Annotated in this window: 22 protein-coding genes and 1 riboswitch; of the genes, 6 read left to right on the forward strand and 16 right to left on the reverse strand. The window is 37.1% G+C overall.

Annotated features, from left to right (window positions below):
• Nucleotides 1-159 precede the first annotated feature (159 nt).
• Together KD050_RS09000 and dapD are read right to left on the reverse strand one after the other, a co-directional pair.
• Nucleotides 160-1,284 (reverse strand): N-acetyldiaminopimelate deacetylase, encoded by a 1,125-nt coding sequence (locus KD050_RS09000; protein WP_211895834.1) that lies wholly within the window; start codon nucleotides 1,282-1,284, stop codon nucleotides 160-162.
• An 11-nt stretch (nucleotides 1,285-1,295) separates the two neighbouring features.
• The gene (dapD, locus tag KD050_RS09005) at nucleotides 1,296-2,009 is read right to left on the reverse strand and encodes a 2,3,4,5-tetrahydropyridine-2,6-dicarboxylate N-acetyltransferase (RefSeq protein ID WP_211895835.1); all 714 of its coding nucleotides are present in this window, start codon (nucleotides 2,007-2,009) and stop codon (nucleotides 1,296-1,298) included.
• A gap of 439 nt (nucleotides 2,010-2,448) precedes the next feature.
• Between dapD and abc-f the strand changes: the two genes are divergently transcribed.
• Both abc-f and KD050_RS09015 read left to right on the forward strand, forming a co-directional pair.
• Nucleotides 2,449-4,104: a ribosomal protection-like ABC-F family protein gene (abc-f, locus tag KD050_RS09010; RefSeq protein ID WP_211895836.1), complete on the forward strand. Its 1,656-nt coding sequence runs from the start codon at nucleotides 2,449-2,451 to the stop codon at nucleotides 4,102-4,104.
• A 159-nt stretch (nucleotides 4,105-4,263) separates the two neighbouring features.
• A complete protein-coding gene (locus KD050_RS09015; RefSeq protein WP_211895837.1) occupies nucleotides 4,264-4,683 on the forward strand; it encodes a DUF4395 domain-containing protein in 420 nt (139 codons plus the stop codon).
• A 38-nt stretch (nucleotides 4,684-4,721) separates the two neighbouring features.
• Here the strand turns inward: KD050_RS09015 and KD050_RS09020 are convergent, their stop codons facing one another.
• From KD050_RS09020 to KD050_RS09050, 7 genes are all read right to left on the reverse strand, one after another.
• Nucleotides 4,722-5,135, reverse strand: a complete 414-nt coding sequence (locus KD050_RS09020; RefSeq protein ID WP_211895838.1) for a hypothetical protein — start codon at nucleotides 5,133-5,135, stop codon at nucleotides 4,722-4,724.
• 12 nt (nucleotides 5,136-5,147) lie between these two features.
• The gene (locus KD050_RS09025; RefSeq protein WP_211895839.1) at nucleotides 5,148-5,522 is read right to left on the reverse strand and encodes a DUF5412 domain-containing protein; all 375 of its coding nucleotides are present in this window, start codon (nucleotides 5,520-5,522) and stop codon (nucleotides 5,148-5,150) included.
• Nucleotides 5,519-5,974 (reverse strand): hypothetical protein, encoded by a 456-nt coding sequence (locus KD050_RS09030; protein ID WP_211895840.1) that lies wholly within the window; start codon nucleotides 5,972-5,974, stop codon nucleotides 5,519-5,521. The genes KD050_RS09025 and KD050_RS09030 overlap by 4 nt, the downstream gene beginning before the upstream one ends.
• Before the next feature lie 119 nt (nucleotides 5,975-6,093).
• Nucleotides 6,094-6,813: a YebC/PmpR family DNA-binding transcriptional regulator gene (locus KD050_RS09035; RefSeq protein ID WP_211895841.1), complete on the reverse strand. Its 720-nt coding sequence runs from the start codon at nucleotides 6,811-6,813 to the stop codon at nucleotides 6,094-6,096.
• A 100-nt stretch (nucleotides 6,814-6,913) separates the two neighbouring features.
• Nucleotides 6,914-7,342, reverse strand: a complete 429-nt coding sequence (locus KD050_RS09040) for a DUF1801 domain-containing protein (RefSeq protein ID WP_211895842.1) — start codon at nucleotides 7,340-7,342, stop codon at nucleotides 6,914-6,916.
• A 23-nt stretch (nucleotides 7,343-7,365) separates the two neighbouring features.
• Nucleotides 7,366-8,949, reverse strand: coding sequence for a DUF2339 domain-containing protein (locus tag KD050_RS09045; RefSeq protein ID WP_211895843.1), 1,584 nt, complete (start codon nucleotides 8,947-8,949; stop codon nucleotides 7,366-7,368).
• A 128-nt stretch (nucleotides 8,950-9,077) separates the two neighbouring features.
• Nucleotides 9,078-9,542, reverse strand: coding sequence for a GNAT family N-acetyltransferase (locus tag KD050_RS09050; protein ID WP_211895844.1), 465 nt, complete (start codon nucleotides 9,540-9,542; stop codon nucleotides 9,078-9,080).
• An 84-nt stretch (nucleotides 9,543-9,626) separates the two neighbouring features.
• Here KD050_RS09050 and KD050_RS09055 point away from each other — a divergent pair, with 84 nt between their 5' ends.
• The 3 genes from KD050_RS09055 (at nucleotide 9,627) to KD050_RS09065 (ending at nucleotide 11,789) form a co-directional block, all read left to right on the forward strand.
• Nucleotides 9,627-10,016 (forward strand): NUDIX hydrolase, encoded by a 390-nt coding sequence (locus KD050_RS09055; protein WP_211895845.1) that lies wholly within the window; start codon nucleotides 9,627-9,629, stop codon nucleotides 10,014-10,016.
• A gap of 75 nt (nucleotides 10,017-10,091) precedes the next feature.
• Nucleotides 10,092-10,955, forward strand: a complete 864-nt coding sequence (locus KD050_RS09060) for an AraC family transcriptional regulator (protein ID WP_211895846.1) — start codon at nucleotides 10,092-10,094, stop codon at nucleotides 10,953-10,955.
• A 360-nt stretch (nucleotides 10,956-11,315) separates the two neighbouring features.
• Nucleotides 11,316-11,789: a VanZ family protein gene (locus tag KD050_RS09065; protein ID WP_211895847.1), complete on the forward strand. Its 474-nt coding sequence runs from the start codon at nucleotides 11,316-11,318 to the stop codon at nucleotides 11,787-11,789.
• Nucleotides 11,790-11,953: 164 nt separating this feature from the next.
• On the opposite strand, the gene KD050_RS09070 is transcribed toward KD050_RS09065, so the two are convergent.
• The 3 genes from KD050_RS09070 to KD050_RS09080 form a co-directional block, all read right to left on the reverse strand.
• Nucleotides 11,954-12,256 carry a nucleotide pyrophosphohydrolase gene (locus tag KD050_RS09070; protein ID WP_211895848.1) on the reverse strand — a complete coding sequence of 101 codons (303 nt, stop codon included), beginning with the start codon at nucleotides 12,254-12,256 and terminating at the stop codon, nucleotides 11,954-11,956.
• A gap of 161 nt (nucleotides 12,257-12,417) precedes the next feature.
• Nucleotides 12,418-12,924, reverse strand: a complete 507-nt coding sequence (locus tag KD050_RS09075) for a GNAT family N-acetyltransferase (RefSeq protein ID WP_211895849.1) — start codon at nucleotides 12,922-12,924, stop codon at nucleotides 12,418-12,420.
• 2 nt (nucleotides 12,925-12,926) lie between these two features.
• Nucleotides 12,927-13,724 carry an aminoglycoside adenylyltransferase domain-containing protein gene (locus KD050_RS09080; RefSeq protein ID WP_211895850.1) on the reverse strand — a complete coding sequence of 266 codons (798 nt, stop codon included), beginning with the start codon at nucleotides 13,722-13,724 and terminating at the stop codon, nucleotides 12,927-12,929.
• Between the two features lie 139 nt (nucleotides 13,725-13,863).
• On the opposite strand from KD050_RS09080, the gene KD050_RS09085 reads away from it, so the two are divergent.
• Nucleotides 13,864-14,712, forward strand: coding sequence for a DegV family protein (locus tag KD050_RS09085; RefSeq protein ID WP_211895851.1), 849 nt, complete (start codon nucleotides 13,864-13,866; stop codon nucleotides 14,710-14,712).
• Here KD050_RS09085 and KD050_RS09090 read toward each other — a convergent pair.
• The 4 genes from KD050_RS09090 to KD050_RS09105 all read right to left on the reverse strand — a co-directional run bounded on the left by KD050_RS09090 (nucleotide 14,709) and on the right by KD050_RS09105 (nucleotide 21,058).
• A complete protein-coding gene (locus KD050_RS09090) occupies nucleotides 14,709-15,473 on the reverse strand; it encodes a GNAT family N-acetyltransferase (RefSeq protein ID WP_235753953.1) in 765 nt (254 codons plus the stop codon). The two genes, KD050_RS09085 and KD050_RS09090, sit on opposite strands and share 4 nt — an antisense overlap.
• A 74-nt stretch (nucleotides 15,474-15,547) precedes the next feature.
• On the reverse strand, nucleotides 15,548-16,750 hold the full coding sequence (gene thrS / locus KD050_RS09095) for a threonine--tRNA ligase (RefSeq protein WP_211895852.1): 1,203 nt from the start codon (nucleotides 16,748-16,750) through the stop codon (nucleotides 15,548-15,550).
• Between the two features lie 774 nt (nucleotides 16,751-17,524).
• Nucleotides 17,525-18,862: an FAD-dependent oxidoreductase gene (locus tag KD050_RS09100; RefSeq protein WP_211895853.1), complete on the reverse strand. Its 1,338-nt coding sequence runs from the start codon at nucleotides 18,860-18,862 to the stop codon at nucleotides 17,525-17,527.
• A gap of 159 nt (nucleotides 18,863-19,021) precedes the next feature.
• Nucleotides 19,022-21,058, reverse strand: coding sequence for a catalase (locus KD050_RS09105; protein ID WP_235753954.1), 2,037 nt, complete (start codon nucleotides 21,056-21,058; stop codon nucleotides 19,022-19,024).
• 161 nt (nucleotides 21,059-21,219) lie between these two features.
• Nucleotides 21,220-21,320, forward strand: a riboswitch (SAM riboswitch).
• Nucleotides 21,321-21,420 lie beyond the last annotated feature (100 nt).

Here is a 21,420-nt window from a genome sequence, read left to right on the forward strand (position 1 = left end):
TTATAAAGAATTGTAATAAAAGATGGATAAATTTCATGAGTCGTAAGTTAATCATCATTAATAGGAAGTAAACAAACAGCGAGCGCAAGTAACTTATAGAGTAAGCAAATAACTGAATAAAAGGATTTACTCTGTTCTAGACAGAGTAAATCCTTTTTATTAGCTTGAAACTTCACGAAAATAAGAATCTATAAATGGCACAAGATAGTCAATTACTGCTTCATCAGGGCTTAGCTTCGGATGATGCAGTCCATACGATGAGTTAACCCCAGCCCAAAATAACAGCCCCGGTATTTCTTGTAGAAAATAACCAAAGTCTTCGCCAGTCATAGCTGCATCACATAAAACGGCGTTAGTTGCTGGATTTGCTTCCGCAAATGCCAAAAACTCGTTCGCAAGCACATCATCATTTTTAACCTGATAGTAGGACGAACCGTAGTCTATATGAATTTCACATTCAAAAGCAATTTCTGCTGCTCGACAAAATGATTCGATTTTTTCTTTAATAATCGTCATCGTTCCTGCATCCATTGTCCGAATAGTACCCTCAAGACGAGCATGACCAGAAATAATATTCTGCACTGTTCCAGAGGTGAACTTCCCAATAGTAAGAACTGCGGGATCCATTGGATTAACAGAACGACTTACAATTGTCTGCAGTTGCAATAATAGTGTTGCGGCTGCAACAGACATATCTCTTGCTTGATGTGGAAATGCCGCATGTCCTTCCTTACCAATTACGTCGATAAACAATTCAGATGTATTGGCAAACAATAAGCCTGGACGAGTAGCTACCGTCCCTACAGGGTACTCTGGCGCTACATGAAAGGCAAATATTTTATCGGGCATCAAAGCTGGTTGCTCTTTTTTCAACCATTCACGCATTGGAAGAGCACCACCAGGACTTTCCTCTGCCGGTTGAAATAGAATAACTACATGATCCTTTATAGGATTTTCTACTAGTTTTCTTAGTAAACCCAATGCCACTGTCATATGCACATCATGTCCACAGGCATGCATTTTCCCGGGATGGCTAGATTCGAATGGAAGCCCAGTAACTTCTGTTATCGGAAGACCATCTATGTCCGTTCTCCAACCGATTGTCTGTGCAGGATTGGTTCCCTCTATTTTCACTACAATCCCTGTTTTCCATGTAGTGATTGTCAGTCTATCCTGTGGTAGTGCACGTATTTGTTCCAATAAATAGCTTTGTGTTTTTACCTCTTCAAAACCTAATTCAGGTATACGATGTAAGTCTCTCCGAATATCTTGTAAGGTTTTCATCGTCCACCAACTTATAACTGACGCAATTCTTGCATGATTTCCGTTTTCGATCTTGTTTGATCATCTATTTCTTTAATCACTTTGGCAGGTGCTCCAACAGCTACCGTATACGGGGGGATATCCTTAGTTACAATTGCACCCGCAGCTACAACTGCACCCTTACCAACTCTACAACCTTCAAGAACTACAACATTTGCACCAATTAGTACATCATCTTCAATAATTACCGGAGTTGCAGAAGGTGGTTCAATTACTCCTGCTAGCACTGCACCAGCACCAATATGACAGTTTTTCCCTACAGTCGCACGTCCACCAAGAACTGCACCCATATCAATCATTGTGCCTTCTCCAATAACTGCACCAATATTAATAAGTGCGCCCATCATAATAACACTATTATCTCCGATACTAACTTGATCGCGAATAACAGCACCTGGTTCGATACGAGCATTTATTCCCTTCAAATCTAAGAGTGGAATAGCAGAGTTACGACTTTCATTTTCTACTACTACATCTTCAATTTGATTTTTATATTTATTTAAAACAGATTCGATTTCAGACCATTCTCCAAATAATACTAGCGAATTTCCTTGGCCAAACACTTTTGTATGTTCCCCGAAAGAAATTTGATCTATACCGTTTCCTTTTATGTATACTTTTACCTGTGTTGATTTTTTAGCGTGTTGAATATATGAAATAATCTCGTTTGCATCTAGTTGTTTCATTCTCCATACCTCCTCAAATATGTATTCATTCTACAGGAATTTTTATTAAAAATCACGAATTTAAATACATTTTCAGAAATATAATTGAAAATTCATATTTTCTCATAACTTTCTATACGTTACTCACTTCTTTCCATTTTTGAAGACAGTTATATAAAAAATATGTTATAATTCTATTAACAATTTTGAAGGGACGATGGGTGGACTATGATTATTTAATCTTATTTCTTGCATAATATTTACTGCTACGTGCAGAACAAAATATTTTAAACGCAAACGGAAATAGGATTAGTCTGCCCATTATTCAATATGATACGAACGGTATTCTCTACACAGCAATGAATGTGTAGCGTTTTTTCGTATTTTCTTCATGGTCAGCAAAATCCTTCCGTATTATTCGGAGGGATTTTTTTTATCCCTCCAAAGAGGAGTTGTTTGTATGACATTATTAGGAAAACTAAATGATATAAGCATTACATTTGGTGATGATGAGGTATTACAGAACGTAAAAGGAGATATTCCGTCAGATGTCGTGATTGGAATTGTTGGTGGTAACGGACAAGGTAAATCTTCCTTGCTTTCCGTTCTATCTAATGAAATACTTCCTGCTAGCGGGAAGGTGGAATGGATTGGAAATTCCCCTTCTATAAGCTACTTTCAGCAAGAAGATGAGCACTTTAGCCAAATAGAATATGAACACGATGAATTTGTCTACTTCAGTAAATGGACTGTTCCAGAAGGAAGAGAATATGCTCATCTGAGTGGCGGGGAAAAGATGAAAAGAAGGTTATCACGTGTATTTGCAGAGAATTCGCAAGTGTTATTGCTAGATGAGCCTACTAATCATTTAGATCAAGACAGCTTATCCTACTTAAAAAAACAGATTCTCTCCTACAATGGCACAATCATTTTAGTTTCACATGATCGTTATTTCTTAGATGAGGTGGCCGATTATATCTGGGAAGTTGAAAATAAAAAATTGACGGTATACGCAGGAAACTATTCAACATATAGAGATAAAAAATCAGAGAAACTTCTGACACAACAAAGGCTATATGATGCCCAGCAATCAAAAATCCAGCATGTTGAGAAACAAATTACGGAGCTAAAAAACTGGTCAACCAAAGCACATGCAGAATCCACCAAGCAAGAATTTAACAAAGAATATTATCGTGTGAAAGCGAAAAAAATGGACGTACAGATACGTTCCAAAAAGAAAAGACTAGAACTGGAACTTACCAAAAATACTATAGATAAACCAAACGAAGAAAAAGAAGTGTCGTTTTCCATTGAAGGAAACAAGAAAAAAGGTAAACGTGTTATAGAAGCAAAAAACATGAGAAAAGACTTTGAAAAGAGAACACTCTTTCAGAACGCGTCTTTCACCATACAGGCTCAAGAACGTGTAGGGTTATTAGGTTCAAATGGTAGCGGTAAATCGACATTTTTGCGTATGCTATTAGGAGAAGAAAACTTTCAAGGAGACCTTTGGAAATCTGAGTCTATGAATATTGGCTATTTACGCCAAACTGTTTTCGACTTACCAGAAGATCAAACACCATTTGAATTTTTTGGACCATCCAACTTTAAAACAAGAGGACACATCCAAACACTCATGACAAATTTAGGCTTTTCGAAAGAACAATGGTCTCGTCCTATATCAACAATGAGCATGGGAGAACGAGTGAAGCTGAAGCTAATGGATTTTATGCTTGACCAAAAGGATGTCTTACTTTTAGATGAACCGACGAACCACTTAGATCTTCCTTCTCGTGAGCAATTAGAAAAGACACTTTCCACTTATCCAGGGACCATTTTACTCGTAACTCATGATCGATATTTCTTAGAAAAGCTAACGAACAAATTGCTTGTATTCGAAAATAAATCGATCCGAAAGTTGGAAATGAACTATAACGAGTGGATGCATAAAAACAATGAATCGTTACTTGAAAAAGAACTTTTAACATTAGAAACAGAACGACAGGCAGTACTTGGAGAACTTAGTTTTTTAAAGAGAAATGACCCTAAATATAGCACGCTAGATATACAGTTTAATGAATTAACTAAGAAAATAAATAAATTAAGAAAGCAATAATTTAGTAGGTTGCTTTTATTGTGTATATTCCACGGTCTGTCGTTTCAGATCAGACTTTGCCAATTTCCCGGGAAATATGTCAGTATGGGTTCTCCTATTTACTTTTTATGGCTATCACCATATAATAAAGTAAATCCAATAAGAAAAGTAGGTTTTAAGGTGAAAACAATTCCGAAACCTCTCGTAATGGTCAATCAATGGACGATTGTTCTATCTGTAATCATTGCACTTCTAACTCAATCAGCATGGATATTGCTTATACCGTTAGTTGCAAATTTATCAAGTTTATTAACAGGTTTTCATCCGATACTAGTTGTGGCAAAAAGGTTTTTATCTAAACCTGCCAATCAATATATACAAGAAGACTATACGCAGCTTAGATTCAATCAATGGCTTGCAGTTGGCTTTTTGTTAGTAGCTAGCATCAGTTTTTTATTGAACTGGTCATTATTATTTAATCTCGCAACAATTATGGTCGGTCTCGCTGCATCTATTGCGATCGCAGGATTTTGTATCGGTTGTTTCATACGATTCCAATTTCAACAATGGAACTATCGCAGAAAAAAGTCAGCTATATAATGAGAAAATAGCCTTTCCATTGAAACTGGAAAGGCTATTTATTTGTCTTCAAATTCGAAGACATCTTTTAATATTTTTGTTCCAACTTCGTCCAATCTGCCGTAAGAATCACTCTCTTTAATCGTAGAAGTGCCGTTTCCTTCAAACCATATTTTATATTCCACTAAACGTTCAGGCATATTTACGTCATCCTCCAAAAAAAGAACTGCTTTTACATCCTCTTTTCTCGACATTTCTGCTTTAACATTTCGTTCCCATTCAATCCGGTCGAATACTTGGTTTAATTCATCAACTGAACTCGGATCAGCAATAATTATTTCATCTGCATAATTACCGTCTACAGTTACATGAAAAACATCCACTCTTGTCAGTTTTTCGATTGTTTCATTTTCAGTACAACCTACTAACAATACGACGACCAGCATCATGAATAGACAAATTACTTTTTTCATCTAATCCCTCCGCTAATGAAATCTAAAATCATATTTTTCCTTAGGAACGTTTAAAGTACGCTTATTGATAATTACTGTATCATTATCCACCCAAGAAATTTCTGCAACTTCTTCTCTGTAATCCCAGTAAATATTTTTGGTCTTCCCATTTTTTTCATTAAAAACAAGTTCGCCACGAATTGCATAAGAAGTCGTGGCTCCCCCATTTGTAATATAAGCTTTTAACGTATATTTACCATCTGGTGATGATTCCTCCGTAAGAAATTCTCCCTTTGGAAGACTTTCCATGCTAACGAAAAATGTATACACAAAGATACCCAGTAGAACCACGATCAAAGTAATCGGTATACTTACTACAAGGAGAATTATTTTTAGGTTCCTTTTCATCCTTCTCTCCTTTTTCTATAATAGTTTCTTCCTATAATCATAATAAGAATCAACAGAATAATTGCTCCAACAAAAACTGGAGAACCTAGATTGCCTAGACCATACTTATTACCGGCGTACTCCCCATCCCTGGTCGCCTTAATATATGTTCCACCTTCCTCTTGAACAGCAATTGCTTCATCTGTGCTTATCCCTTGGATAGAATAATACTTAGTCCCTTTCGGATAGGCATTTGAGAAATTACCAGAGTAGGTTCCTTCCCTATCCGAATACTTCGTCACATGACCAATTTTTTTATCAACCTCACCGACCTTTTCAGTCGTGATTACATATACGTAGTCATCCCATACGACAAATTCATATGCCCAATTTGCAAATGATTTAATTGGAAATAATATAGAGACAGATAATATAAAGACAACTCCAAAGCGGAAAATATTTTTACTATTCAAACAATACAACCCCCTTAAGTAAGTTGACGTTTCATTCGCCTTTCAGTTCCACTATCTAAATGATAAACAAAAAGGCTGCTCCAAAGCAGAAAACTACTTTGAAACAGCCTAATTCCCTATTATTCTCCTAAATCTACATTATGGTAGACTTGTTGAACATCTTCTAAATCTTCAATTGCGTCGATCATTTTCTCAAATTGTGCTTGAGCGTCTGCATCTAATGCAATATCGTTTTGCGCAAGCATTGTTAGTTCCGCTACTGTGAAGTCAGTTACACCTGCAGCTCTTAATGCTTCCTGTACAGCATGGAATTGATCTGGCTCTGCATAGACGATAACCGCATCTTCCTCTTCTAAAATATCGCGTGCGTCAACGTCTGCTTCCATCAAGATTTCTAACACTTCATCAGCAGTTTTTCCTTCTAACCCAATAACTGCAGTTGCATCAAACATATAAGCAACTGATCCACTAACACCCATATTACCGCCATTTTTGCCAAATGCAGCACGTACATCAGATGCAGTACGGTTAACGTTATTTGTAAGTGCATCAACGATTACCATAGAACCGCTTGGTCCGAAACCTTCATAACGAAGCTCATCGAAGCTTTCTTCTGATCCACCTTTTGCTTTTTCAATCGCTTTATCAATAATATGCTTAGGCACACTGTATGTTTTTGCACGTTCTAGTACTACCTTTAATGCTTGGTTAGAAGTAGGATCAGGCTCACCTTGTCTTGCAGCAACATATATTTCACGACCAAATTTCGCATAAATACGGCTAGTATTAGCGTCTTTGGAAGCTTTCTTTTCTTTAATATTATTCCACTTACGACCCATAAGTCCCACTCTCTTTCGCTAAGCTAAATTTTATACTGTAACATTATACACGAAAGTCTGATAAACTAGCAAAATAAATACATTAACTTCCATTAACATACTACTGATTTGGATATAATTCTTGTAGGAACGCAATAGATTGTGTAATCATTTCCTTTAAAACATCCACATCTACATCATCCACTTTGTTTATATATACGCATGATTTTCCTGCTGTATATTTTCCGAAGCGTTTGAGCGTTTCATCTCTTGTCGTGTCTCCCGTCGTAATGTATAAACTAATCTTTGCCTTTCTTGGAGAGAAGCCCACTAAAGGAGCATCGCCTTCGTGACCGGAAGCGTATTTATAATGATAAGTCCCAAAACCAATAATGCTCGGTCCCCACATTTTAGCTTCATAACCGGAGGTCTGCTCAAAAATTTCTAAAAGCTTGTATGCGTCCTCACGTTTCTTTGGATGATCAACTGTTTCTATAAATTCAACTACATTAGCATCTGTTTCTTTCATCTTTGCTTCGTATTTAGCCATTTTTTCTTATCCCCTTTCCGATACTACTTTTTATAATAAGCCCGTGACACGAGTAGTCCAACCACTCCTAGAGCTATAAATAATGAAGCCTTAATAGCTACAGATACAAATGAAATATCGAACAATATGATTTTCGCTAACGTCACAAAAAGAATACCAACACCGACGTACTTACCTTGTGGCAACGAAAAACGACTTAATACCATAAATAGTATAGCCACGATAATCCATAATGAACTAGTAATGACTCGCTCCATATTGCTTCCGGTATCTCCTGAAACTAAGACAGCAATCATATGCAAAAAGTATAAAATCATAACTGCAGCATATGGTACTCCGATATTTAAAATAGTTTTCTCTATAAAAATACTCGCTAGCAAATAAACCCCGTAAACTGTACCTACTATAAATACCGTCCAGTGTAACATTTCCCATGATACCCAGTTCATAATCGAAATAGATAGCACATAGTAGACAGCTATGAAATAACTAATACACATAAGAATCATGTGTAACATATGCTTATATTTCTTATATACGAATAGGTATATAAAGCTTAATCCAATTATTCCTTCAAATAGTAAATTGTCTATTTGGAGCTGCATTATATTTAGCAAAGCAATGGATCCACCCGCAATAAAAATAGGAGCACGTATCGAATCCTTTTGATATGCATAATAACAAATCCCATAGACGAGCGTAATAATTATCATTAAAACAGTTGCTTCATTATCCGTGAATAATACACGAATCCATAAAGCAGTTAATAGCATAATTGTAAATAGCGTATACGCTTGTTCCTTTAACATCTGCTTCGTCTTCAAAAGACTAACCAATAACGCAAAATGTTGTACGAATATGGGAAGCATTGCTATCCATTTATAAGCATCAGGTACATTTGCAAAAATAAAGAAAACCAATATTGCTACCTGTAAGAAAATGACCGTAATATAATATAAAGCCTTGTAGGAATATTTTAGGGCAATCCATAGAAATACTGTAAAAAGAACCGTTTCGTAAAAAGAAAACAACGGAATATTTGGTGAAGTACTGTTTATCAAAAACGGGACAAATACCCCTCCTACTGTAGCAACAATCCCAATTCCTTGTGAGCGGTACTTATTGGTTAGAAATACTCCCAATGAAATCCAAACAACATTGAAGATAAAAGCTACTGTTGGTCCAGATATATTATACAGCTGATGCATTGCAAAAGTGGTCAACATTAGGATTGGAATAGACCCACCAAGGAGCATATGCCCTAAATTCTTGCGACTTTTAATTTGCCAAATACCTAACGCGATTAATGCAAAGCCAACGACATAACCTATAATTACTTTTACTGTTGGTTGTAAAAAACCGTAATCCGACACCGCTTTGAAACCCCAAATTACTCCTATTATAAATACGACAATAAATAAGGGAGGCAATATTTTCTGAAAGATTAGTATATCCCATTCAACAGGCTGTCTCACTTGTTGTTGATCCTGTATGATAGGTCGCTCGGGTTGAGAGATATTTGGTTTAGTATGTATTTGCTCTTCTAAAAATCGAACCCGTTCTTCTAATTGCTCTATTCTCTTTTCAAGAAGTTCACTCTTCTCCATTCAATCTCACCTTCTTCAATATGTTCTACTCATAATATTAGACAAATATTGAAAATATCCTTTAAAACTCATATAAATTGATCATAAACAACAGGAGGATCTATCATCTAGATAGCCCCTCCTGTTGTTTAAATCTTTAACTCTGTCTCTTTTTCATAAACCTTAATAGAGCCACCAAAGGGACCGTACGTAATTGTTGAATTCACCCAACCATAGTTTTCATAGTATTCTTCTAAATCACTAGATAAATATAGCTTTTCATACCCTAGTCGTGCAGTCACGTTCAACCCGTGCTCTAAAAGAATTTTACCAATTGACCTTCCCCTATATGACGGTTTCACATATAAGCAGCCTAACCAAGGATATAAATCTTGTCTGCTATTAATGTCATTTCTAAGTAATGCATACGTACCAATAATTTCATTGTCCTCTATAGCAATATAAAATCTTGGTATAGCATCCTTTTCCATACTTGAATGTCTCATACAGTCTTTGTAAAAATCATAGTTCGTTTCATTTCCCCACTGCTCCCAAAATATTTTCACTGATTCCTCAAACAAATCAGATCGCTTTTGGATATTCAAAATTTCCATATTAGCACCCCTTTTTATATCTTCTTTGTCCTCTTTCACTATATAATAAAAGATACCTTTATTTCCATAGGATGGTGAGAAAAAATGAGAGATCGTGGAGCAACTATCATTATTGAAAATGGCCAAGTAGCACTCATCAAACGAACGAAACCTCATATGACGTATTACGTGTTTCCAGGTGGAGGATTAGAAAAAGGTGAGACTCCAGAACAAGCAGCGATTCGCGAAACATATGAAGAGATTGGCGTACATGTAAGAATCCAGAGGCCTTTTAAAATTCTTGAACAAAGTGGCACTCAACACTTTTTTCTAGCAGATATAATAGGTGGGAAATTTGGACCCGGAATCGGCGAAGAATATACTGATCCATCTTCCCAAAGAGGTAGCTATGAACCAATTTGGTTAAATATTAAAGATCTGTCATCACTGGATGTACGTCCTAAAGAAATTATCGAACTAATTACGAAGTATTAAACCGTCCAACGTTCGCACAAAATGACAGGATGACTTTCAGACTTTCTATTAAGATACATATAAGGAGTGAAGCCAGTGGGATGGGTAGAGTCGATTCAACAAGCAATAAGCTATATGGAGGATCATTTACTAGAGGATTTATCAATGGAACAAATTGCAAAGGAAGCTAATTCTTCTGTTTTTCATTTTCAGCGTACTTTTTCTATCCTAACGGATATGTCGCTCGGAGACTATATTCGAAGAAGACGACTAACTTTAGCTGCTCAAGAATTGCTGAATACAGACAATAAAGTAATCGATGTCTCCTACAAATACGGCTATGACACTCCTGAATCCTTCACAAAAGCATTCCGTAAGCAACATGGCATAACGCCTAGTGAAGCGAGAAAAAATATTGGGAAAATAAATTCCTACAACCGCCTGATGATTCAGGTAAATTTAAAGGGGGCAGAACCGATGAAGTATAAAATTGTAGAAAAAGAAAGCTTTCAAGCCGTCGGAGTGAAAAGAACGTATAACTGCAAAAATGGGGAAAACACACAAGGTATTCCTGTATTTTGGGATGATGTACATGTAGATGGTACAAATGATTTGTTGTTGCAATTAAACAACGGAGGAATTGAAGGTATACTTGGTGTTTGCGTTGCAGATGAAGCATATCAAGAGAATAGCTTAATTGATTATTGGATTGCAACAGATCATGTAGGAGAAGTACCAGAAAACCTATCAACTATTACAATCCCTTCATCCAAGTGGGTTGTATTCGAAGTACACGGCCCTATGCCAGATGCCATGCAGAATACATGGAAACAAATATATTCTGAGTGGTTTCCATCCAATCCGTATGAGCCTGCTGGGACACCAGAGCTAGAAGTGTATTCCGATGACGATCCTTCAAGCGCAAATTGTTATTCAGAAATTTGGATACCGATTAAATAACAACAAAGACCCAAGGAGCACTAGTGTCCCTTGGGTTTTCATATTTAACCTGGATATTATTTCAAATTAAGCTACCTCGAAACTCCAAACTTATCCTAAACTCAACCAAACTTTTTACTAAAGCCAAACTATCTACAGACATTAACGCTTGTCCTCCTTCAAGTAACTTTGCAGTCCCTTGTTAGGATAGAGTCGAAATTGAAAAGCTGCGCGAAACAGCTTCGGCTAACGCCAACCGAAATTCATCTCCCTCCTACTCATGCTGATGGGAGTCTTCTTTCAAGAATGATAAATTTCGTTATAACACGGACAATAATTTTCACACATGAAAATCCGTCACTTTTATGCTAATGTCAGTATATGAAAAAACTTATACCTCTTTTACTATTACTTGTTGTTGTATTTTTAGCATCAGGGCAATCAGCTGAACAGCAATCTATGCAGGATATCTTAAAGGCATGGCTCCCCAACAAACCACTGGAGTATTTTCTAAGTCTTTTCCAAATTCCATACTGGGGTATTCTCGTTTCGGTGGATGAGCGTGGATACTATGCTTTTGTAGAGTTTTTAATACGAAAAGGAACACATTTCATTTATTTTGGAATAATTGCTTTAGCTATATATATTGCATTACCAAGATTTAAGTATCGTAAGGTTACAGTGGTTGTGATCACTTTTCTTCTTGCTATTACTGATGAATTCCGACAATCGTTTACAAGTGGTCGCACGGCTTCTTTCCAAGATGTCATGTTAGATACATCTGGGGCAATTGCCGCGCTATTATTAATGTCATTTATTCAATGGTTTAAATCCACAAAAAACGTTGACCGATAGAAAGGGTCAACGTTTTATCTTTGAGCTACGTTGTCATTAAAATAATACGTATACTACATGAATGTTCACTTGCCGCACGATGTGTATCTGTTCTTCAATCACTCCTTCAAATGTTTGAAGACCACTCCTTATTGCCGTGTAGCTAGCGCAAGGGTGAGGTTATGTTAATCTACTTGAGGTGCGGGATATTTCAATGCATTTTTCTTCATTTTTTGCTGAGCAGCATCCTTTAAATCAATTCCAAGAACATCAGCAAATTGTAAAAGATAAATGAATACATCCGCTGCTTCGTCAGCAATTGCCTGTTTGTCTTTTTTTATCGCATCCTCCGCACTAACCCATTGGAAATGCTCTAATAGTTCACTTGCTTCTAATGATACTGAAATAGCAAGGCTACGAGCATCAGGATTTCCTCCCCAACCTCGTTCATACCGGAACTTTCTTATTTCTTCTGTTAGTTCTTTCATATAATTCTCCTTACTTTGCTATAAATGCATAAGTGTTCATCGATGTGACTTTGTTTTGTTTTCTTGCAGCTTCTAATAGATGCATTTCAGATTGTATTAAAGCTTTAAATTTAGCTGGTAAATAGTCAGCTGATTCAATTGAATCTTTTTCCCACTTACTTTCATTTTAAGATTAACGACATATGCTGTTCTTCGAAATAAGCATCCCCAACCTTTAATGCCATCTCTTCTGTCCCAAATACTTTAAAGCCTAATTGAAGATACAGATTCTTTGCTGCCTCATTACTTGAAACTACGGATAGGTTTATCTTTTCAATTTCCCTGCTTTCTTTTGCTTGTGCAATCGCCAATTCCATTAAGGCTTTACCTATACCTTTTCCTCTGCCAATTGGACTTACATACATAGCGAAAATATTAGCACGATGCTTCATCTTCAAGCTACTCTCCTGTAAAAGAGTGACCATTCCGATTAGTTTATACTGATCGAACGCTCCAAACGTATAATTTCCTTTTATTTTTAAGTTATCCTTTACTCGTTCAATTGGGTTGTCCCGTTGAATTGCTTCTTCATAGCTCGTGCCAAATGCTTCTGGGCTACTTTGCAATGCTTCTAATCTTAACTCCCAATATGCACTCGCATCTTCAGCTACTAATTGTCTATATTCCATCCTTATACCTCCGAAAAATATCTTTCCTCACATAATTTATGCGCATATAAAACAAAGTCTCGACAAGCTTCTGCACGAAGAATTTCTGTTTCAAACAGTGATTGTGAATGCCCAGACGTACGGATTCTCCATCCTTCTTTCAATAATAAATGCCAACGTTCAGGCAAGGTCTTCAAGCCAGTTTCCAGCGCTCTTTTCTTGGAAATAATTTGGCCATTCTCTAAAGAGTAAAGAATCCTACAAATAGTTGTAGTGGTGGATTCCACCATTTCATCCGAAACTGAAACCCTTACTTCTTTCGCTTTGCTGTACCAATATTCATTTATATTATATTTTAATGTATTGAAGACATCTTCCCATTTAGTTGCAATATCTAACTCTATAATTGGTGTTCCTTGTAGTACAATTCCGTACTCCTTTAGTACCCACCAGGTTACATGATTAATATCCCAATGACCAACCTCTAGATTCCCATCCGAGCAGTAAGGATAAGGAGCTAGAGTATCATTTGTCTTCCCTATTTCGTCTTTTAATATATACATTCCATCCAAACTTGCTCCGCGGTTTTCATTAGTTAATTGAATATGAATATTCTTTAGAATTTCTGTTTCTTGTTTGTTTGCTGTTCGCTTCAATAAAACAATAAAGTCAATATCGCTCTTTTCCTGTTCAAAAGCCCCTAATGCAGTAGATCCATAAATATAGACCCCTTCAATTAAATCCTTTGAGAAATATGTATTCAATAAATGCAAAAATGCTTGCATCAATTGATGTACCTCCTGTGGTAATGATTGCTTCATGATTCACTCCCCTTTGTAATTATGTTCAAAATATGTACTAGGCTCCGAAATACCTACAAAACATGACATATAACACTATTGCTAATATTAAGTCTGATGTAAATTAGCGCTAATAGAATTAAAAGGAGCCCTTAAAATTATGAAGAAAAAAGTTGCTTGGATTACTGATACTGCTGCTTTATTAGACCCAACTTTCATTGAAAAACATAATATTTATGTCCTTCCCTTAAATATCGTATTTGAAGATGGTGCTTTTAAAGAAACAATTGAAATGACGCATGACGAATTTTATGACAAGTTACGCAAAGCAAAGGTTCACCCAAAAACTTCACAGCCTCCAATCGGTGAGATGGTGCAATTATATGAAGATTTAAAAGCAAAAGGGTACGACTGTGCCGTTGCTGTTCACACATCCAGTGAGTTGTCAGGAACCTATAATAGCTCACAAACTGCTTCGAAAATGGCAAATTTTCAAGTGTATTCAATTGACTCTAAAATAGGATCATATCCAATGGTCAAAATGCTGGAAGTCGGTAAGCGTATGATGGAAGCAAATCACGACATAGAGGAGGTTGTTGCTCGTATTGAAAATATGACGAAAAACTCCGAACTATCCTTTATACCATCGAGCTTAACGCAACTTCATAAAAGCGGTCGCGTATCTGGAACCAAAGCCTTTCTAAGTAATCTTCTAAATATAAAAGTTGTCATTTCCTTTGATAACGGAAAAGTAGTGATGAAAGAAAAGGTTCGTGCAGATAAGAGAGCTAAAAAATATGTCATGAACTTGCTACGTAATGATATGAAAATATCCAAAGTTCCAGAGGTTGCAGTTATTAACTGCAATAACACGACTGACGCAAAAACATGGAAAGAAGAATTGCTACAAGAATTCCCTAAACTAAAAGTAATTGTCCTTCCTCTTAGTGCTTGTGTTGGAGTACATGCTGGAGAAGGAACAACTGGACTTAGCTGGATTAGATATTAAAGAGCCTGCGCTTTTCGCACATGCTCTTCTTTTAATAAGGAACAAATTGCCGCATCACAAAAATGTCCTTTTTCAAACGCCGATTGCCTTAAAATTCCTTCATATACGAAGCCTGCTTTTTCTAATGTTTTTTTTGATGCTAAATTTTCAGGATCAAAGAGTGCTTCAATTCGATTTAACTCCATTGTCTCGAAACCGTAACTTAGAACAGGCTGTAAAACCTCTGTCATAATCCCTTTTCGCCAAAACTCTGGAGTCACTTCAAAACCAACCTCCGCTTTAAAATGTTCCTTCTCCCAATTGTGATAACCACAGCTACCAATAATCTTATTATCTTCCTTCGTAGCAATTCCCCAGCGAAACCCCTCTTTTTTATGGTATCGCTTTTGCCAATTTCCTATTAATACTTTTGCTTCCTTTATGTCCTTAAACGTATTCAAATCATAATACTTTGTGACCTCGTCTTTTGAAAAATAATGAAATACTTCTTTTGCATCACTAGCTTCAATCGGTCGCAAAAAAAATCGTTCTGTTTCCAATCTTGGAAATCTCTTTTTATGATTATCATAAAGAAGTAAAACTACAAATTGAGCAATAGCTATTAACCCCGCTAAAATACTTATAAAGATACTGACCCAAATATGGTTCGCAATTTCTCCGTTTCCAATAGGCCCTACTCTCGGCTGATACATAGAATAGATTCCCCAGGCATTACCAGATAGAATAGCGAGACCTCCCAATAATAATATCCACTTTCCCATTCAACGACCTCCGTAATAGTTTCATTCGTTATATACTACCGAAAATCCTTGTTGAAATGAGATGCATTTTGTATTTATATTTTCTTCTCCTCGTTTAATCTCTCGATAAATTCTGAAATACTCATTTCACCTAAAACACCTACTTTGTGTTTTCGAACAGAAACTACATTTTTTTCCTTTTCTTGATCTCCTATAATGAGCATATAAGGATGCTTTTGCATAGCTGCTTCCCGAATTTTCAAGCCAATTTTTTCTACCCGATTGTCTATCTCCACTCGATACCCCATCTTCACAAGTTGTTGTTTTATTTCCTCTGCATACACGCTATGTGCGTCGGAAATTGGCAGTACTTTAACTTGAATCGGCGATAACCACAGTGGAAAACTACCTTGAAAATGCTCTAAAAGAATAGCTATAAAGCGTTCAATGGAACCGTAAATTGCCCGATGAATCATAATCGGTTGGCGTAATTGATTGTCTTCGTCGATATACCTGCAGCCAAACTTCTCAGGCATTTGAAAGTCGAGCTGAACAGTGCCACATTGCCAGCTACGTCCTAGGGCATCTAATATATGAAAATCAATTTTGGGACCATAAAATGCTCCATCGCCCTCATTTACTTGATATTCTACCTGCTTATGCTGAAGAACTGTTTCAAGCGCATGCTCTGCTTGATCCCAAGCCTCTACTGACCCCATATAATTTTCTGGTCGAGTGGATAGCTCTACCTTATAACTAAAGCCAAATTCTGAGTAAAATTCATCTACAAGGTCTATCACCTTAGCTATTTCACTTTCAATTTGCTCCTCCAAAACAAATAGGTGAGCATCATCCTGAGTGAATGCTCGAACACGTAATAATCCATTCAACGATCCAGAAAGCTCATGACGATGTACTAATCCAAGTTCTGCATATCTAATCGGCAGCTCTCGGTAGCTTCTTCGCTTACTATTAAAAATTAATACTGCTCCTGGACAATTCATTGGTTTAATCGCATATTTTTGATCATCTACATCTGCAAAATACATATTTTCATGGTAGTGATCCCAATGTCCTGATTTTTCCCAAAGCTCCTGCTTCATCATAATGGGAGTTTTAATCTCTTGATAACCTGCTCGTTGATGCTTTTCTCTCCACAAATCTTCAAGTACATTCCGCAATATCATCCCTTTTGGTAGATAAAACGGCATTCCTGGCGCTTCCTCCATCGACATAAACAGTTCCAATTGTTGCCCTAAATTTTGATGACTTACTCTTTCTTCTGCTTTCACTGACATGTTAATTCCTCCATTTTACATTTAAATTTTGTCTAACAAAAAAGACCACACCCATCCCGGTAAAGGGACGAGTGTGGTCGTGGTTCCACCCTAAATTTGCAACACGTAAATCTGTTGCTCTCATACAAGATAACGGTTTCCCGAATATGGATAATCGCATAAATGCTTTCCCCACAATAGCTCCAAGGTGGTAAATCATTTGTTTTTCTTTAGGGGCTTTCAGTCGGTGACCCCATTCTCTGATAAGAAAATATTAAATGATTCATGTCCTTTTCTTCGCTTGAATATTAAGTTTAGCTTTGTCTTGATTCAGTGACTTCAGGTATTCAACTTGAATCAGCCATAATTATTGCGACGAGCTTGGCAAGAGCTGGTAGTTTGAACTTCCTCAGATTGTAATATATACAGCATTCATCCCCTACTTATAGAAGTGGGGGATGAATGCTGAAAGAAGCTAAATACAAAAAGACCACACCCATCCCGGTAAAGGGACGAGTGTGGTCGTGGTTCCACCCTAATTTGCAACATAAAAAAATCTGTTGCGCTCATACAAGATAACGGTTTCCCGATCATGGATAATTACATAAATGCTTTCCCCATAATTGCTCCAAGGTGGTAAATCATTCGCTTTTCTTTAAGGGCTTTCAGTCGGTGACCCCATTCTCTGATAAGAAAATATTAAATGATTCATGTCCTTTTCTTCGCTATTTACTTATTAAAATTATTATTGTTAGTAGTATATGCAACAAAATTTAAATAGTCAACACTACTTTATTATTTTTTCTTAATGTTTCGCTTCGCCATTTGCTGTAACGGATCCCAAACGCCATTAAACGGAGGAGCATATGCAAGATCAAGATCCAATAACTCAGAAAAGCTCATTCGATGATAAAGGGCTGTTGCTAATACATCAATCCTTTTATCTACACCATTTCCTCCAACAATTTGACCACCTAATAGCTGTTGATCATCCTTACGATAAATCAATTTCATATGCATTGTTTCCTTGCCAGGATAGTAACCTGCAATGTCCGTAGCTTCCTGAACATGCACATCATATGAAATACCAAGCTGCTTTGCTTCATTCTCAGTCAGTCCAGTTTTTCCTAGCGTCAAATCAAAAAACTTCATGATGGAAGTGCCGACAACCCCTTTAAACTCAGTCATTTGACCAATCATATTTAATCCAGCCATTCTACCTTGTTTATTTGCAGTAGTTCCTAGAGGGATATAATCATTCAGTTGTTTAATACGATGAAAATGAGTTGCACAATCTCCTGCTGCATAAATATTTTCCACATTCGTTTCTAAATGATTATTTACTACAATTGCTCCGTTCGGGTGCATTTGAACGCCAGTACCTTCTAAAAATTCCGTTGTTGGTTTAACTCCAACAGCTACTAAAACTAAGTCTGTTGGATAGCCACCTTTGTCCGTTATTATCTTATTTACTCGAGTATCTCCCGTTAACGATTGAACTTCCTCATTTAATAACACTTCCACGCCATTAGCCTTTGCATGTTCATGTATTAAACATGCTACATCGTTATCAAATATGCCAGCAAGCTGATTCCCTCTTTGAATAATGCGTACCTTTTTTCCAATACTTACAAAGTTTTCAGCCATTTCTAATCCGATATATCCTCCTCCAATTATCGTAACCTGTTGAACATTTTCTAAATCTGCGATAATGGCCTCTGTATTTGGAATCGTCTTAATCGTATGAATCCCTAACAAATGACTACCATCCCATTCCGGAACTACTGGGGTAGCCCCCGTTGCAATAAGTAAACGATCATATTTTAAGATGAAATTATCTCTCGTTTGTAGGATGTCTCCTGACACAGTTTTATTTATGGGATCCACCTGAGTCACTTCATATCCTGTCTTTGCATCAATACCATATTTACTTCGGAACATTTCTACACTTCGAGCTATAACGTCTGTTGAAGAAGGCACATGCTGTCCAACTACATAGGGTAACCCACACTGCCCATAGGAATAGATATGCCCTTTTTCCAGCGTTGTAATCTGAGCTCCTGGATCGTTGCGTACAATTTCCATTGCCGCACTCATCCCCGCTGCATCCCCGCCAATTATTACATAGTGCATGAAATTTCCCCCTCTGCTTTGCTTCTTTTCAGTATTAGTAAACCTTTGTGTATATTATACACAAAGAAAAATACTCTTAGGGTTTCTCACTAACACTATACCATTTATATTCTATGTAAAATGGGGATGCCCTAATAGTTGGACATGCCCACCTGATGTTTAAACTGCTCGGTTCCAGAAGCGATGTGCAGCTATAGCATTTAAAAAACTATCTACAAAGCTCTTGCCAGTTTCTTTGGAGAGAACTCCCTCTTGACCAGTAAAGTGAAGGTTATCGACTAGTTGCTCTCCGCTAAATGTAGCACCGATCGGTTTGAAATGCGCATAGGCTTCCTTGATGAAATATGAAGCCTCTTTTTCAAACATGGCCGTTTTACCATGCGAGCTTGCTACATACACTGCATCAAACAATACAGAATCAGCAGTTAGGAATGTATGGTCTACCGGTAGTAGCGTCCCATCCGCTCCAGCGATTGATCCATGGTGATCACTCACTATTTCTGGCATTGTTCCTCCTGCTTTTAAGTCAGCAAGAATCTTAGCTAAATCCTCGTCAAATCCTTCTCCAACTAGAACAGCAATTTTTCGTGTTTGTGGTCTCATAATAGTATTCAACTGACTAAGTGCTGGTGAAGATTTTGTATTAGTGGGAGTACTTACACCTTGCACCACGAGCCCTAAATTTTCTGCCACCTTACTCGCTAAGTCCAAATCTACATGTGAAAACATTTCTAGTACTTGTTGACGAACGGTCAATTCTTTACATTTACCAAGCTCGAAGCTGAATGCACTAATAATATGCTCTTTTTCTGGATCACTCATGCTATTCCAAAATAACGTAGCCTGTGAGAAATGGTCTTTAAAACTCTCACTTCTAGCTCGAACTTTACGAGCATCTATCTTCTCCTGATAATGTGTATACCCACCTTCCACTTCACTAACAGGTGTTGGAGTATTTCCAGCAAGAGAGTTTTTATGGTAACTCACTCTTCCTACATTAATCGTTTGTCTTCCATATCCATCACGTTGATTGTTATGGAATGGGCAAACAGGTCTGTTTATCGGCAGCTCATGAAAATTAGGTCCACCTAGACGGATTAATTGTGTATCTGTATAGGAGAACAATCGTCCCTGAAGTAGTGGATCATTTGAGAAATCTATTCCTGGTACAACACTTCCTGGATGAAATGCAACTTGCTCCGTTTCGGCAAATACATTATCTACGTTACGATTTAATGTCATCTTCCCTAAAATTTTTACTGGTATCTCTTCCTCAGGCCATAGTTTAGTAGGATCTAAAATATCGAAATCAAATTTAAATTCATCTTCCTCTGCAATTAGTTGGACTCCAAATTCATACTCGGGATAATCGCCATTATCAATCGAATCATATAGGTCACGACGATGGAAATCTGGATCTTTCCCATTTAGCTTTTGTGCTTCATCCCAGACAACAGAATGGATGCCAAGTAACGGTTTCCAATGAAATTTCACAAAATGGGATTTACCTGCCTCATTAATGAAACGGTATGTATTTACACCGAACCCTTCCATCATACGAAAGCTACGTGGAATGGCACGATCCGACATTGCCCACATTATCATATGTGCCGTCTCCTGATTGTTGGCAACAAAGTCCCAAAATGTATCATGAGCAGTAGCTGCTTGTGGAATTTCATTGTGCGGCTCTGGTTTCAAAGCATGGACCAGATCCGGGAATTTAATAGCATCTTGAATGAAAAAGACTGGAATATTATTTCCTACTAAATCATAATTCCCTTCTTCCGTATAAAACTTCGTCGCAAATCCTCTAGCATCCCGTGCTAACTCACCAGAACCGCGTGATCCCGCCACAGTAGAAAACCTTACGAATACTGGGGTCTTTGTGCCAGGTGTTTGTAAGAATTTCGCTTTTGTAAATTCGCTCGCTGATTCGTATAGCTCAAACTCTCCATGAGCCGCATATCCTCTAGCATGCACTACACGTTCAGGAATACGCTCATGGTCAAAATGCGTCATTTTTTCACGGAAGTGAAAATCTTCTATCAAAGTGGGTCCCCGTTCTCCCACTTTTAAAGAAAATTCATCCTCTGATAGTTTTAGACCCTGATTTGTAGTCATAGCTTGACCTTGATCATCCACTCGGAATTCTTCTAATTGTTCATTTTTGCTGCTTACATTTACTTTCTTATTCAAGCTATCTCCTCCTCTATTTTTCTCTTCTCTATTTTTTATTACCCTGTATGAACTTTCAAAAACCCTTTAAAAAAATTCAATATCAATTCCGATTAAATTTATAGGAATTACTATTGACTTCATCTAGTTGAAGTAGTACGATTATTTCAACAACTCCATACTGCTTATTAAGAGAAGCTGAGGGACTGGTCCGATGATGCTTCAGCAACCGCCACAGCTGTGGTATGGTGCTACTTCCAGCAAGAAACTTGAGAGATAAGTGTACACAAAACTACTTACTCTTTTCATTTCTGGGAAGGGTTTTTTATTTTCTTTAAATACCAACTTAACTAATTGGAATAATTTATATTAAAGGAGACGAC

The organism is Psychrobacillus sp. INOP01, from assembly GCF_018140925.1.
Taxonomy (GTDB): Bacteria; Bacillota; Bacilli; order Bacillales_A; family Planococcaceae; genus Psychrobacillus.

Bases quoted from the DNA above. Each gene is read 5' to 3' on its own strand.
- thrS (WP_211895852.1), bottom strand. From the start codon at position 16,750: ATGTCAGTGAAAGCAGAAGAAAGAGTAAGTCATCAAAATTTAGGGCAA.
- KD050_RS09085 (WP_211895851.1), top strand. From the start codon at position 13,864: ATGAAGAAAAAAGTTGCTTGGATTACTGATACTGCTGCTTTATTAGAC.
- KD050_RS09035 (WP_211895841.1), bottom strand. From the start codon at position 6,813: ATGGGTCGTAAGTGGAATAATATTAAAGAAAAGAAAGCTTCCAAAGAC.
- KD050_RS09075 (WP_211895849.1), bottom strand. From the start codon at position 12,924: ATGGAATATAGACAATTAGTAGCTGAAGATGCGAGTGCATATTGGGAG.
- KD050_RS09050 (WP_211895844.1), bottom strand. From the start codon at position 9,542: ATGGAAATTTTGAATATCCAAAAGCGATCTGATTTGTTTGAGGAATCA.
- KD050_RS09020 (WP_211895838.1), bottom strand. From the start codon at position 5,135: ATGAAAAAAGTAATTTGTCTATTCATGATGCTGGTCGTCGTATTGTTA.
- KD050_RS09025 (WP_211895839.1), bottom strand. From the start codon at position 5,522: ATGAAAAGGAACCTAAAAATAATTCTCCTTGTAGTAAGTATACCGATT.
- KD050_RS09065 (WP_211895847.1), top strand. From the start codon at position 11,316: ATGAAAAAACTTATACCTCTTTTACTATTACTTGTTGTTGTATTTTTA.
- KD050_RS09055 (WP_211895845.1), top strand. From the start codon at position 9,627: ATGAGAGATCGTGGAGCAACTATCATTATTGAAAATGGCCAAGTAGCA.
- KD050_RS09040 (WP_211895842.1), bottom strand. From the start codon at position 7,342: ATGGCTAAATACGAAGCAAAGATGAAAGAAACAGATGCTAATGTAGTT.
- KD050_RS09080 (WP_211895850.1), bottom strand. From the start codon at position 13,724: ATGAAGCAATCATTACCACAGGAGGTACATCAATTGATGCAAGCATTT.
- KD050_RS09000 (WP_211895834.1), bottom strand. From the start codon at position 1,284: ATGAAAACCTTACAAGATATTCGGAGAGACTTACATCGTATACCTGAA.
- abc-f (WP_211895836.1), top strand. From the start codon at position 2,449: ATGACATTATTAGGAAAACTAAATGATATAAGCATTACATTTGGTGAT.
- dapD (WP_211895835.1), bottom strand. From the start codon at position 2,009: ATGAAACAACTAGATGCAAACGAGATTATTTCATATATTCAACACGCT.
- KD050_RS09070 (WP_211895848.1), bottom strand. From the start codon at position 12,256: ATGAAAGAACTAACAGAAGAAATAAGAAAGTTCCGGTATGAACGAGGT.
- KD050_RS09045 (WP_211895843.1), bottom strand. From the start codon at position 8,949: ATGGAGAAGAGTGAACTTCTTGAAAAGAGAATAGAGCAATTAGAAGAA.
- KD050_RS09090 (WP_235753953.1), bottom strand. From the start codon at position 15,473: ATGGGAAAGTGGATATTATTATTGGGAGGTCTCGCTATTCTATCTGGT.
- KD050_RS09100 (WP_211895853.1), bottom strand. From the start codon at position 18,862: ATGCACTATGTAATAATTGGCGGGGATGCAGCGGGGATGAGTGCGGCA.